General features: G+C 61.1%; 11 protein-coding genes. 5 read left to right on the forward strand and 6 right to left on the reverse strand.

The genetic code is table 11. The features are described from left to right. Positions 1-269 precede the first annotated feature (269 nt). The 4 genes from P3C39_RS14935 (at position 270) to P3C39_RS14950 (ending at position 4,154) form a co-directional block, all read left to right on the forward strand. Positions 270-1,403 (forward strand): aminomethyltransferase family protein, encoded by a 1,134-nt coding sequence (locus P3C39_RS14935; protein WP_027163838.1) that lies wholly within the window; start codon positions 270-272, stop codon positions 1,401-1,403. A 142-nt stretch (positions 1,404-1,545) separates the two neighbouring features. Next, the gene (locus tag P3C39_RS14940; RefSeq protein WP_275953787.1) at positions 1,546-2,142 is read left to right on the forward strand and encodes a dimethylamine monooxygenase subunit DmmA family protein; all 597 of its coding nucleotides are present in this window, start codon (positions 1,546-1,548) and stop codon (positions 2,140-2,142) included. Beyond that, a complete protein-coding gene (locus tag P3C39_RS14945; protein WP_013532895.1) occupies positions 2,139-3,104 on the forward strand; it encodes a PDR/VanB family oxidoreductase in 966 nt (321 codons plus the stop codon). Before P3C39_RS14940 ends, P3C39_RS14945 begins: the two co-directional genes overlap by 4 nt. Positions 3,105-3,113: 9 nt before the next feature. Beyond that, positions 3,114-4,154: a DUF3445 domain-containing protein gene (locus P3C39_RS14950; protein ID WP_275953786.1), complete on the forward strand. Its 1,041-nt coding sequence runs from the start codon at positions 3,114-3,116 to the stop codon at positions 4,152-4,154. A gap of 53 nt (positions 4,155-4,207) precedes the next feature. On the opposite strand, the gene P3C39_RS14955 is transcribed toward P3C39_RS14950, so the two are convergent. Next, complete coding sequence (locus P3C39_RS14955; protein ID WP_013532893.1) at positions 4,208-4,924, reverse strand: XRE family transcriptional regulator; 717 nt, start codon at positions 4,922-4,924, stop codon at positions 4,208-4,210. 317 nt (positions 4,925-5,241) lie between these two features. Here P3C39_RS14955 and P3C39_RS14960 point away from each other — a divergent pair, with 317 nt between their 5' ends. Continuing rightward, a complete protein-coding gene (locus P3C39_RS14960) occupies positions 5,242-6,600 on the forward strand; it encodes an NAD(P)/FAD-dependent oxidoreductase (RefSeq protein ID WP_275953785.1) in 1,359 nt (452 codons plus the stop codon). 49 nt (positions 6,601-6,649) lie between these two features. Here P3C39_RS14960 and P3C39_RS14965 read toward each other — a convergent pair whose 3' ends face one another. The 5 genes from P3C39_RS14965 to P3C39_RS14985 all read right to left on the reverse strand — a co-directional run bounded on the left by P3C39_RS14965 (position 6,650) and on the right by P3C39_RS14985 (position 12,772). Further along, on the reverse strand, positions 6,650-7,402 hold the full coding sequence (locus P3C39_RS14965; protein ID WP_275953784.1) for a hypothetical protein: 753 nt from the start codon (positions 7,400-7,402) through the stop codon (positions 6,650-6,652). Positions 7,403-7,471: 69 nt separating this feature from the next. After that, on the reverse strand, positions 7,472-9,454 hold the full coding sequence (locus P3C39_RS14970; protein WP_275953783.1) for an ABC transporter permease subunit: 1,983 nt from the start codon (positions 9,452-9,454) through the stop codon (positions 7,472-7,474). Next, positions 9,451-10,536, reverse strand: a complete 1,086-nt coding sequence (locus tag P3C39_RS14975; RefSeq protein ID WP_013532889.1) for a glycine betaine/L-proline ABC transporter ATP-binding protein — start codon at positions 10,534-10,536, stop codon at positions 9,451-9,453. The genes P3C39_RS14970 and P3C39_RS14975 overlap by 4 nt, the downstream gene beginning before the upstream one ends. A 77-nt stretch (positions 10,537-10,613) precedes the next feature. Then, complete coding sequence (locus tag P3C39_RS14980) at positions 10,614-11,588, reverse strand: ABC transporter substrate-binding protein (protein ID WP_027163833.1); 975 nt, start codon at positions 11,586-11,588, stop codon at positions 10,614-10,616. 419 nt (positions 11,589-12,007) lie between these two features. After that, on the reverse strand, positions 12,008-12,772 hold the full coding sequence (locus P3C39_RS14985) for an SDR family oxidoreductase (RefSeq protein WP_013532887.1): 765 nt from the start codon (positions 12,770-12,772) through the stop codon (positions 12,008-12,010). Positions 12,773-12,825: the final 53 nt, after the last annotated feature.

Raw genomic sequence — 12,825 nt, forward strand, 5'->3', positions numbered from 1 at the left:
CAACGCCAGGCCCCGAATTGGCCGGCCGCTGCCCTCTTTCAAGAGAGTGAAATTTTTTTCATAAATTCAGTCCGAATCCCGTAATTGTCAAGCGCGATTTACGTGAGGTTAACTGTTTGCTTTGCGCGGTGGATTTTGCCTGACAATGAAATTAATTGCTTATGGGTATTGCGGCGTCCTGGCGTTTGCGATCAATATTCGGTCAAAGCTCCCGCCACTGCGCAGGGGGCAGGGAACAGCAGAGCATTATCGAAACGGAGGACGAGCGGATGACGGCATCCTGGAGATTTTCGACCCTGGCGGATCGCCACCGAGCGCTCGGTTCGAAGCTCGAAGACTGGAGCGGCATGGGAACCGCCTGGACCTACGACAAGGATGCCGACGAGGAGTACATCGCCATCCGCACCAAGGCTGGCCTGATGGATGTCTCCGGCCTCAAGAAGGTGCACATCACCGGGCCGCATGCTTCACACCTGATCGACCTGGCGACGACGCGCGACGTCGAAAAGATCTACCCCGGCAAGTCGGCCTATGCCTGCATGCTGAACGAGGCGGGAAAATTCACCGACGATTGCATCCTCTACCGCACCGGCCCCAATGCCTGGATGGTCGTGCATGGTTCGGGCACCGGCCATGAAGAATTGCAGCGGGCGGCTATGGGCCGCGACGTGTCGCTGCGCTTCGACGACAATCTGCACGATCTTTCGCTGCAGGGGCCAACCGCCGTCGACTATCTGGCCAAGCATGTGCCGGGCATTCGCGACCTCAACTATTTCCATCATATGCAGACGCAACTGTTCGGTTTGCCCGTCATGATCTCGCGCACCGGCTACACCGGCGAGCGCGGCTACGAGATCTTCTGCCGCGGCCAGGATGCCGGCACGATCTGGGACAGGATCCTCGACGAGGGCAAGAGCGCCGGCATCATTCCGTGCCGCTTCACCACCCTCGACATGCTGCGGGTGGAAAGCTATTTGCTGTTCTACCCCTACGACAATTCGCAGAAATATCCGTTCGAGAACGAAGGACCCGGCGACACGCTGTGGGAGCTCGGCCTCGACTTCACCGTCAGCCCCGGAAAGACCGGCTTTCGCGGCGCCGAGGAGCATTATCGCCTCAAGGGTAAGGAGCGCTTCAAGATCTACGGCGTTCTGCTCGACGGCAAGGAGCCGGCCGATGAGGGTGCGCCGGTCTATCGCGACGGCAAGAAGGTGGGCGTGGTGACCTGCGCCATGTATTCGCCGCTGGTCGAGAAATCGATGGGCATCGCGCGCCTCGACGTCGACTGCGCGGTCAAGGACACCAAGCTCGAAATCCGCAACAGGAGCGGCGCCATCAAGGCCACCGCCCAGCCATTGCCATTCGACGATCCCAAGAAGACCAAGCGCACGGCGAAAGGTTGAGGCATAATCAACAGCGAGGGGTTCGAGCAATTCCAGGAAAAGTGTGAAACGGTTTTCCGTCCGGAATTGCGTCAAAGCAAAGAGATAGAGCGGTCCGCCGTTTCTATGAAACGGTGAAGCGCTCGAAGGCACGAAGACTTAAATGGCAGCCAAAAGCATCATCAGCCGGCCTGTTTACGGAACCTTGTCTCCGCAGCCCGGCAAGCATCATCTTTTTATCGCGGATGCGGAAGGGGCGCTGGCGATAGCGGAGATGGCAGGGAGGGCGCCGCCCGGGTTTTTCGACGATGCCGAGATTGTCTTCATCCCCGGTCCCGACGGCAAGCATGTCGCCGCCCTCGAAGCGTTGAAGCCGGCGCAGTTTCACGTCGCACCGTCCTTCGCCAGCCTGCTGCCGCGGCTCAGGCAGACCCTGGCAAATGCGCATATGGGCCTGCGCCTCTATCTCGCCGGCACTGAGGGCCTGATCGGCCAGGCGATGCAGGTGGCGCTTGAAGCCGGCATCGACCACACTTCGATCCAGACCGAGCACCGCGGTTCGCTGGCGCGGCGCATGCAATGCGTCCACTGCAAGGGCATCACCGAGAATGTGACGACGCAGCCGGCGACCTGCGCGCATTGCGGCCTGCTGCTTCTGGTGCGCGATCATTATTCCAGGCGCATCGCGGCGTTCCAGGGCGTCTGCATCAACGCCGAGGATCGCAGCGAGATTCCTCCGATGGAGGAGGTTTTCCGATGAGCACCGGAACCACAAAACTCGATGTCGTGGTCAGCGACGTCGTCCCGGTCAACGACCTCGTCACCCGCTTCCATTTCCGCCGGCGCGACGGCGAGTTGCTGCCGACCTTTTCCGGCGGCGCCCATGTCGTGGTCGAGATGCGCGACGGCGAACGCACCAGGCTCAACCCCTATTCGCTGATGGGCTCGCCGCTCGACACGCGCGAATACACGATCTCGGTGCGCCGCGACGATGTCGGCCGCGGCGGCTCGCTGTTCATGCACCGGAACGTCAAGCCCGGCATGGAGATGGTGGTCAGCTATCCCGTCAATCTGTTCTCGCTCGATCTGCGCGCCAAAAAGCATCTGATGCTGGCCGGCGGCATCGGCATCACGCCGTTCATGGCGCAGACCGCTCAGCTTGCGGCGGAAGGCGGCAATTTCGAACTGCACTACACCTGCCGCACCGCATCGCTCGGCACCTATGCCGATGTGCTGCGCGAGCGCTACGACCGCCGGGTCAGGCTCTATCATGACGACCTTGACGAGCGCATCGAACTCGACCGGCTGCTGTCGACGCAGCCGCTCGGCACGCATCTCTATGTCTGCGGCCCGGCCGGCATGATCAACTGGGTGCGTGATCGCGCGGCAAGCCTCGGTTGGCCATCGGAAACCGTGCATTTCGAGCATTTCGCGGCCCCCCAGCCTGGCCTGCCTTTCGACGTGACGCTTGCCGTCAGCGGCAAGACGATCCGCGTCGATGAGCAGCAGAGCCTGCTGGAAGCGATCGAAGCGGCCGGCGTCGATCCGCCCTATCTCTGCCGCGGCGGCGTCTGCGGCCAGTGCGAAACCAATGTCATCTCTTGCGACGGCAAGTTCATCCACAACGACCACTGGCTGAGCGAGGAAGAGCACCGTTCGGGCAAGAAGATCATGCCGTGCGTGTCGCGCTTCGAGGGCCGGTCGCTGGTCCTGGAGCGCTAGGAGGAAATCATGGGCATCACCTTTCGCAAGGAAACGTTCCGCGACGATTTCACCTTCAAGAACAGCCCTGAGCACATCAGGCGCTTCCCGTTCCCTTTCCACGAAGACGCCTACATGTATGCGGTCAACATCGAGCCGCATGTCGTCGGGCCGAAAGGCAGCGTGCTGGAAAACCTGATCGACGTCGACGAGCACTATGTCGCCGAGATGCAGGACCGGGCGCTGGTGCTGGCCGAGGACCCGCTGCGCTGCCAGTCGCTGCCGCACATGACGCTGGCCGGCTGGGACTTGCTGGAACTGCTGATGGAGCAGCAGGCGCTGGGCTATCCCGAGCATTTCACGCTGACCCGCGACGGCGACCGCTGGCGCTGGAACAACCGGCCGCTCGGCATCGACGACACCTTCACCTTCGGCGACACCTCGACGCTGCCTTACGGCCCGATGGAGTACATCACCCGCCAGAGCCAGGGCGACTTCTGCATCCTCGACCAGCGCGACGGCAATCTGTGGATGGATGCCGGCATGGTCACCACCCAAGCCGACTGGTCGCTCGATTTCGACATCGGCATGAACTTTTTCGAATGGCACGCGCCGGTGCCGCTGGCGCATGAGAAGGGGATTTTTGTCAGGGCGCTGAAATTCCTCACCAACATCCAGCAAGGCAAGCCGGCCAGGCGCCTGAACTGGACGATGACCATCAATCCGCGCCTCGACACCAGCCCCGAAAACTATCACAAATGGGGTCCGGACCGGGCTACGGTGACGCCGGAGAATGTCGGCGACAAAGTGCATCTGCGCGTCGAGCTGCAGAGTTTTTGGCGCCTGCCGCGCTCGAATGGCATCGTCTTTCCGATCCGCTGCTATCTGATCAAGATGGACGAGCTGGTGACGCAGCCGAAATGGGCACGACGCCTGCACCGCGTCATCCGCGACCTTCCCGACGAACTCGCCAACTACAAAGGCCTGACGCGTTATCGCCCGACGCTGGTCGAGTGGTTGTCGAAGCTCGACGACGGCAGCCCGACGAGCCCTGGGTTCGGGCCGGATTGAGCGACGCCCGCGAAGCTGCCGATCTCCCCCTCGAGGGGGAGATCGAGTCCCGCTCAACCCGCGCTCTGCGGATAGCAGATAATCGACAGATACCGCATCGGCAGTTTCGTCAGCTGTTCCGGCCCGTGCGGCGCGTCGGCGTCGAAGAACAGGCTGTCGCCGGGCTTCATCGGGTAGAGATTGCTGCCGTGCCGGTAAACGACCTCGCCCTCGAGCATATAGAGGAACTCCATGCCCTCATGCTGGAAGGTCGGAAACACGTCGGAATCCTCGGTCAGCGTGATCAAATAGGGCTCGACGACGACGCCGCTGGTGTTGGAGCCGATATGGCCGAGCAGATTGTACTGGTGACCGGCGCGCGTGCCGCGGCGCTCGACATCGAGGCCTTGGCCGGCCTTGACGAAAACGGCGCTGCGCTCTTCCTCGAAGCGGCGGAAGAAGGCTGTCACCGGGACGCCGAGCGCCCGCGACAGCGCCTGCAAGGTGGTCAGTGACGGCGAGGTGATGCCATTCTCGATCTTCGACAGCATGCCCAGCGAAATGTCGGTGGCGACCGCCAGATCGGCGACGGTGATGCCGAGCTTCTTGCGGAAGGCGCGCACCTCGCGGCCGATCGCCACCTCCAGCACCTTTTCGCGCGTGTCGCGAATGGCATGCGGGTTCTGCGTCAGCGGCGCGCGGATGGTTTTCCCGTCGGCCGAGACCTTTGGCTGCGGCTTGGCCTTTGCACCGGCTGGACCAGCCTTGGAATCGGAAACCTTCTTCGCCATGTCGCCCCCGGCACTCCTGCGGATTTATTTCACTCTAGGTGAACATGTCAGGTGCCGATACAGCAGCGCAACTGCGACGGCAAGTCGCCTGAAAGCGCATGCGCACGATCCGGCGTTTGGCCGCGTCCGGTTTTTTGCGGGAAATCCACATCGGCGGAACGTTGTTTCCGCACCGGGCTGTTGACAGCACGAAAGGGCCAATTACTGTCCCTGTGAGTGAAATTTGTTTCGTAAGAGCAATTCCGGGAAAGCGCATAGCGCTTTCCCCTTGGGAGTTGCGTCAAGGCAAAAGTCGAAACCAGATCGGGAGGCCTGCCATGAAAAGTCGCGTTGCCGTCATCGGAGCCGGCCCATCCGGCCTGGCACAGCTCAGGGCCTTCAAATCGGCGGCCGACAAGGGCGCCGACATTCCCGAGATCGTCTGCTTCGAAAAGCAGTCGGACTGGGGCGGCCTGTGGAACTACACCTGGCGCACCGGTCTCGACGAGCATGGCGATCCGGTGCACGGTTCCATGTATCGCTATCTCTGGTCGAACGGACCAAAGGAATGCCTGGAATTCGCCGACTATCCTTTCGAGGAGCACTTCGGCCGGCCGATCGGCTCCTATCCGCCGCGCGCCGTGCTGTGGGACTACATCAAGGGCCGCGTCGAGAAATCAGGCCTGCGCAAATGGGTGCGCTTCAACAGCCCGGTGCGCATGGTGACGTTTTCGGACGAGACGAAGAAATTCACCGTCACCGCGCATGACCGCACCAACGACGTCACTTATTCCGAAGAGTTCGACAATGTCGTCGTCGCCTCCGGGCATTTCTCGGTACCCAACGTGCCCTCTTTCGAGGGTTTCTCCACCTTCAATGGCCGCATCCTGCACAGCCATGATTTCCGCGACGCGATGGAGTTCAAGGGAAAGGACATTCTGATCATCGGCCGCTCCTATTCGGCCGAGGATATCGGCTCGCAATGCTACAAATACGGCGCCAAATCGATCACCTCCAGCTACCGCTCGAAGCCGATGGGCTTCAAATGGCCGGAGAATTGGAAAGAGGTGCCGCTGCTGCAGAAGGTCGTCGGCAAAACCGCGCATTTCAAGGACGGCACCACTAGGGATGTCGACGCCATCATCCTGTGCACCGGCTACCTGCATTCCTTCCCCTTCCTCACCGACGATTTGAAGCTCAAGACCGCCAACCGCATGTGGCCGCTCGATCTCTATGAGGGCGTCGTCTGGGAGAAGAACCCAAAACTTTCCTATATCGGCATGCAGGACCAGTTCTACACCTTCAACATGTTCGACGCGCAGGCCTGGTTCGCCCGCGACGTCATCATGGGCCGCATCAAGCTGCCGTCGGCCGAGGCGATGGCCGAGCACGGCGCGAAATGGCGCGCGCGCGAGGAAACGCTCGAAGACGCCGAGCAGATGATCTGGTTCCAGGGCGACTACACCAAGGAATTGATGGACCAGACCGACTATCCCGGCTTCGACGTCGAGGCGGTCAACCAGACCTTCATGGAGTGGGAGCACCACAAGGGCGAAGACATTATGAGCTTCCGCGATCACGCCTACCGCTCGCTGATGACCGGCACCATGGCGCCGCTGCATCATACGCCATGGCTGCAGGCGCTGGACGATTCCATGGAGAGCTATCTGGAAGTCAAAGGGGTAGCAGCGGAATAAAGGTTCGGCCAGCGGCTTGAATTCTTTTGATGGCCTGATGGGTTTGCCATCAAGCTGTCAAAAGAGGAAACATGTCCTCCGGCAGTTCCTCTTTTCCCCCTCGCTTCAGAAATTCCAAGTACCTAGTCATGATTGCCCACGCTCGATGAGTAACGACGATTTGAGTTCCCCCATCTGTAGCTCCCCGATTGCCGTGTCGTGGATAGCGAGATGCGTCTGTTATGAATTTCAAGTAAGAGCGCTCTATTCGAAGCTTGTTTCGCATGACCTCCCACGCCTGACTCTCTGACGTATCAGAAGCCATCTGGCTACGAATTACTTCGACCGCTCGCGCCGCAGCGATTGCCGAATAATTAAGTGTGCTCAAGCTTGAGACGAGATCACGGAACGCGAATCTCAAGCTCAAGTTTGGAAGGACGAGATTGCTAAGCTGCTGGAATTCGGCGGCGCTCTGGAAGGCATTGCAATAGGCTTGTACGCTCTGCTCACTTAGTGCGATTGGTCGGCGTTCTTCGCCGCGAGTCATGAAATCAACTATCACCGACAGAGCCCATCCTTTTGAGAAAGCAAAGATGTCGACTAAGGCAGTTGCAAGTTCGAGCGATCGAACCGTACAAAATTGAAGAGCGTTGTCACAAGAACTTACGATATCGCACTCTACATGGACGTTGCCGTCGCGAATTTTGAATTTGAAGATTCCTTCGAATCCATTTGGATCTTTGAAAGATATAGAATCAATATCTGGAATGCTGACCCGGCGAATCTCAGGCAATACCCAGCCTTCAATAGTGATTGTATCCATGAGAGGGACCGTACAACGAAATCGACGAAAGAATGGATTATTAGGCTATCGAGCTTGAAATGGTAGCTATCACCCCAGCCTTGCCCTGGCCTTCGCCGTCCAGGCGTTGAACAGCCGGTCGGCGACGATGCCGATGAAGGCGATGGCGAGACCGGCGACGATGCCGCGGCCGGAATCAGCCTTGGATAGCGCGATGAACACTTCCTGGCCGAGATCGCGGGTGCCGACCATGGCGCAGATGATGATCATCGCCAGCGCCATCAGGATCGTCTGGTTGACGCCGAGCATGATCTCGGGCAGCGCCAACGGCAATTGCACGCGAAAGAAGGTTTGGCGCGGCGTACAGCCCGAAACCTTCGCCGCCTCGATCAGCGCCGGCGGCACCTGCCTGATGCCGTGATTGGTATAGCGGATCGCCGGCACCACGGCGAAGGCTATCGTTGCGATCATCGCGGTGACGTCGCCGACCCGAAACAGCATCACCACCGGGATGATGAAGCAGAAGGACGGCAGCACCTGCAGCGTGTCGATGATGGGCGTGACGATCTTCTCGAAGCGGTCGCTGCGCGCGGCCATCAGGCCGATCGGGATGCCGATCAGGCAGGCGATGAAGGCAGAGATGCCGCAGAGATAGACCGTTGCCATCGTTTTTTCCCACAGGCCGGTGATGGCGCAGAAGGCGGTCAGCGCGGCGACGAGAACGGCCAGCCGCAGGCCGGAGAGCTGATAGCCGGCAAGGCCGAGCAGGAAGACCGCGCCCAGCCACGGAAAGCCTTCGCAGAAGGCGCGCAGCGGGTTCAGCAAATTGAGGATGAGCGCCACGCGAAATGCTTCGATCGTGTCGAAGAAATTGATGGTCACCCAGTTCACCGCCGCCTTCCACAGCGGCGCCGTGGTGAAAGTGATCGCTTTCGGCACCACTGCCAAGGCCGGCACGAACAGGCCGAGCAGTGTTGTCACGACAAGGATGGCGATGGCCAGCGTCAGGTTGGGGTAGCGCCACCAGAGGCTCGGGCTTACCTCCTGATGGACATGGCCCTTTGCTTGGCTGTGCGCGATGGCTTGGCTCAGCCGGTCGAGTGCGATGGCGAGTGCCACAATGGCAAGGCCGGCTTCCATCGCCTCGCCGACCTTCAGCGCGCGCAGCGCCAGGAGCACGTCGTAGCCGAGGCCGCCGGCACCGATCATCGAAGCGATGATCACCATGTTCAGCGCCAGCATGATGACCTGGTTGACGCCGACCATCAATGTCGGCCGCGCCGACGGCAGCAGCACCCGCCACAGTTTCTGCTGCGCCGTGCAGCCGGCCATTTCGCTGAAATCGTCGATCTCCGACGGCACCCGCGATAGGCCGAGCATCGTTGCTCGCACCATCGGCGGGGTGGCGAAGATGGCGGTCGCAATCATCGCCGAGACCGGGCTGTTGCCGAACAGCAGCAGCATTGGGATGAGATAGGCGAAGGTCGGGATCGTCTGCATCAGGTCGAGGGCAGGGGAGACGATGAGCCTTTCGGCCCACGGCTTGCGCCACGCCCAGATGCCGGCGAACAGCCCGGTGACGATGCAGAACGGCACGGCGATGGAGATCAGCCCAAGCGTCAGCATGGCGCTGGTCCATTGGCCGAACAGCGCGATGTAGAGGAAGCAGCCGCCGACCAGCAGGCCGAGTTTTCTGCCGCCGGCTGCATGCCCCGCGATGAAGGCGGCAGCGCAGACGCCGACCCAGGACAGCCGCGGCAGGACATAGGCTTCTGCGCCGTGACCGATCTTGAAATTCTTGGCCAGCAGATTGAGCGCGAAATCGAGCGGAACGCCGAGCACAGCGGTGATCGAGCGGGTGAGCCACGACAGGTTCGACTTGATCCAGCGCATCAGCGCGCTGATCCAATCGGCGACCGGCACGACGGCGCTGGCCGGATAATTGACCGCCCAGGGCAGGTGGTCTTGCAACAGGAACACGACAAGCACGGCCGCGAGTGCCACCGCCCAGACGAGCAGCCAGACCTGAACCGGGCGCGACCGTGTTTCGCCGGCGCTTGCCGTCACCGTCATGTGCCGGCTCCGGAACGCTCAATGCCGGCCAGCAGATCGATCACCGCTTGCGGCGTCACCTCGCCGATCGGCTTGCCGCTGCCGTTGACGACCGCGAACGGCTTGTTGGCGGCAACGATGCTGGCGGAAAAGCTGGATATCTTGGCCTCCGGCGCCACCGTTCCGCCGTGCTCCGAGCCGTCGCAGGCGCGCATGAGGCTGCGTGCCGAGATCACCTTGGCGCGGTCGACGTCGCGGGTGAACTCGGCGACGTAGTCGGTCGCCGGATTGACCACCAGTTCCTCCGGCGTGCCGATCTGGATGACCTCGCCATCCTTCATGATGGCGATGCGGTCGGCCAGCCGGATGGCCTCGTCGAAATCATGGGTGATGAAGACGATGGTCTTGTGCAGCATCATCTGCAACCGCATCAGCTCGTCCTGCATCTCGCGGCGGATCAGCGGATCGAGCGCCGAGAACGGCTCGTCGAGGAACCAGATTTCCGGTTTTGTCGCCAGGCTGCGGGCGATGCCGACACGCTGCTGCTGGCCGCCGGACAGTTCGCGCGGATAGAAATGCTCGCGACCCCTTAAGCCGACAAGCTCGATGACCTCGCGCGCCCTTGCTTCGCGTGTCGCCCGGTCCTGCCCCTGGATGCTGAGCGGGAAGGCGATGTTCTCCAGCACGTTGAGATGCGGCAACAGCGCAAAATTTTGGAACACCATGCCCATGCGGTGTCGTCGCAATTCGATGAGTGCTGCATCGGAGATTTTCAGCAGGTCATTGCCCTCGAATTCGACCTTGCCGTGGGTCGGCTCGACCAGCCTCGACATGCAGCGCACCAGCGTCGACTTGCCGGAGCCCGACAGGCCCATGATGATGAAAATCTCGCCCTGGCGGATTTCAAGGTCGACGGCGCGCACCGCGCCGACCAGCCCGGCAGCCGTGACGTCGGCCATGCTGGCCTTGCCGTCACGTTCGCGGATGAAATTGGCCGCGTTCGATCCGAACAATTTCCAGACGTTGCGGCAAGCAAGCTTTACCGGACGGGCGTCTTTTGGCGCGCCCGCCGTGTTTGGCTCCTGTTCAGTCCTGTCCGTCATTCGAACGTCCCTCTGGAATATCAACAAGTGAGGCCCGGCTGGTCAGCAGCCGGGTCTCATTTTTCCAGTCGGAACGATCACTGCGCCCAGGCTTTCCAGTCGGCCTCGTGGGCGGCGATCCAGGCAGCTGCGACGTCTTCCGGTGTCTTGCCGCCGAGATCGATCTCGCCGCTCATCTTGTTGAGCTCATCGGTGTCAATCGTGTAGGCCTTGGCCACCTTGTAGGCGACCGGCCATTTGTCCTTCATGCCGGACCAGGAGTATTTCCAGATCTCGCCATGCGGCTTGCCGCAGTCATATTTGGCGTCGGGGTTCACGCCCCATTTCGGGTCGTTGTAGCACTCGGGCGTGTATTCCGGGAATTCAACCCACTCGCCCTTGTACTTGGCCGGCGCCCAATGCGGCGAATAGATCCACAGCATGATCGGCGCCTTGCGCTGATAGGCGGAATCGAGCTCGGCGAACATCGCCGCGTCGGTGCCGGCATGGATGACGGTGAAGGGCAGTTTCAGCGCCTCGACGCGCTCGTCGTCAAAGCCTTCCCAGGTCACCGGGCCGCCGAGATAGCGTCCCTTCGGTGCGGTCTCCGCCGTCGAGAAGGCTTCGGCGCATTTCGGGTCCTTTAGCGCTTCCCAATTGGGCAGGCCCGGGCATTTCTCCTTCATGTATTCCGGAAACCACCACTCTTCCTTGGCCTTGGGTCCGAGCTTGCCCAGCCGTTCGGTCTGGCCGGTCGCATCGGAGGCCTTCATGGCTTCGCCGGCGGTCGTGTCCCAGAACTCCAGGCCGACATCGAGATCGCCATTGGTGAGGCCCGTGGTCAGGCTGGAGAGGTAGTCGGCCGTGGGATACTCGACGGTATAGCCGAGCTTTTCCAGGATACCGCCAAGGATCTTGGCGTTCAGATTGACGCTGGTCCAGTCGAACAGCGCGATCTTGATCGGATCGTTGGATTCTGGTGCGGCGGCTTGGGCGGAAGGTGTCAGTGCACTCGCCGCGGCGAGTGCGAAGGTTCCCATTGTTAAGTTCGAAATCACACTGCGAAGTGACATGCTTGTTCTCCTTCAAGCTGTGAAAATTATCGTTCGTTCCCTTCTTGCGGCTTTTCTTGATTGTGTTGGAAAGGCTGGTCTTTGCGCAAGGCCGTCGGCGCCAGATTGTTGCCCCGGCTTTGGCCGACGCAGGCAAGATGGTGCTCAATTCTAGTGATGATGGAACAGGACTGCAGTGTCGGCGTCATGGTTGCCGACGGATCGCTGCGGGGGCGGTCATCTGCGGATCGATTGCCAGTCTTGCGGCGCCTTGCAAGGTGCGAGCCATCAAGGTCTCATGTTCTCGGCTGTCGACCCGGCAAGCGCCATCTCGCCAAGCCAGTTTCATGGGATGAAATTATATATATCAAGGTTCATGTCGCGCAACGACTAACACCGCGCGAAGCGTATAAATTCAGACTGCAGGCGAAGTTGACCCTCTACCAGCAGACGTAGCCGCCATCGACAATCAGGTCGAGGCCGGTGACGAAGCTCGCTGCGCGGCTGGCCAGGAACACCGTCGGTCCGACCATCTCTTCCGGCGCCGCCATGCGCCCCATCGGCGTGTCGCGCTTGAAGATCTTGACCTCTTCGGCCACCTCAGGCCGCTTGTTCATCGGCGTCAGTGTGTAGCCCGGGCTGACGACATTGACGCGCAGGCCGCGATCGGCCCACTCCATGGCGAGACTCCTGGACATGTGGATGACGGCGGCCTTCGAAGAGTTGTAGTGCGCCTGCGTCAGGCCCCGGTTGACGATGGTGCCCGACATCGAGGCGATGTTGATGATCGAGCCCTTGCCTCGCACCAGCATCTTGCGCGCTTCGGCCTGACAGGACAGGAACACGCCGGCGACATTGACCTCGTGCACCTTCTGCCAAGTCTCCAGCGGCATCGTCTCGGCGGGTTCGGAGCCGGCAATGCCGGCATTGTTGACCGCAACGGTCAGCGCACCGAGTTCGCTCTCGACTCGATCGATCGCCGCCGCCAGATCGCTCTGCGATGTCACTGTACCGTTCAGCACCAGCGCCTTACGGCCGAGTGCCGTGATCCGGTGCGCCGTTTCATCCAGCCCACCTTTCGACGCATGACCAAAACAGGCGATGTCGGCGCCTGCCTCGGCCAGCCCGATCGCGATGGCCTGGCCGATGCCGCTGCCGGCGCCGGTGACCAGCGCGACATCGCCATCCAGCTTGAAAAGATCCATCGAGTGTCCTCCCTGTCCCAGGGAGGGTATGCGCTGACCCGTGCTTCGATCAA

The organism is Mesorhizobium sp. XAP4 (assembly GCF_029269325.1).
In the GTDB taxonomy this organism is placed as follows: Bacteria; Pseudomonadota; Alphaproteobacteria; order Rhizobiales; family Rhizobiaceae; genus Mesorhizobium; species Mesorhizobium ciceri.

What these genes read in the sequence shown, in the direction of transcription:
- P3C39_RS14935 (WP_027163838.1), top strand. Translation starts at nt 270, where the DNA reads ATGACGGCATCCTGGAGATTTTCGACCCTGGCGGATCGCCACCGAGCG.
- P3C39_RS14940 (WP_275953787.1), top strand. Translation starts at nt 1,546, where the DNA reads ATGGCAGCCAAAAGCATCATCAGCCGGCCTGTTTACGGAACCTTGTCT.
- P3C39_RS14945 (WP_013532895.1), top strand. Translation starts at nt 2,139, where the DNA reads ATGAGCACCGGAACCACAAAACTCGATGTCGTGGTCAGCGACGTCGTC.
- P3C39_RS14950 (WP_275953786.1), top strand. Translation starts at nt 3,114, where the DNA reads ATGGGCATCACCTTTCGCAAGGAAACGTTCCGCGACGATTTCACCTTC.
- P3C39_RS14955 (WP_013532893.1), bottom strand. Translation starts at nt 4,924, where the DNA reads ATGGCGAAGAAGGTTTCCGATTCCAAGGCTGGTCCAGCCGGTGCAAAG.
- P3C39_RS14960 (WP_275953785.1), top strand. Translation starts at nt 5,242, where the DNA reads ATGAAAAGTCGCGTTGCCGTCATCGGAGCCGGCCCATCCGGCCTGGCA.
- P3C39_RS14965 (WP_275953784.1), bottom strand. Translation starts at nt 7,402, where the DNA reads ATGGATACAATCACTATTGAAGGCTGGGTATTGCCTGAGATTCGCCGG.
- P3C39_RS14970 (WP_275953783.1), bottom strand. Translation starts at nt 9,454, where the DNA reads ATGACGGTGACGGCAAGCGCCGGCGAAACACGGTCGCGCCCGGTTCAG.
- P3C39_RS14975 (WP_013532889.1), bottom strand. Translation starts at nt 10,536, where the DNA reads ATGACGGACAGGACTGAACAGGAGCCAAACACGGCGGGCGCGCCAAAA.
- P3C39_RS14980 (WP_027163833.1), bottom strand. Translation starts at nt 11,588, where the DNA reads ATGTCACTTCGCAGTGTGATTTCGAACTTAACAATGGGAACCTTCGCA.
- P3C39_RS14985 (WP_013532887.1), bottom strand. Translation starts at nt 12,772, where the DNA reads ATGGATCTTTTCAAGCTGGATGGCGATGTCGCGCTGGTCACCGGCGCC.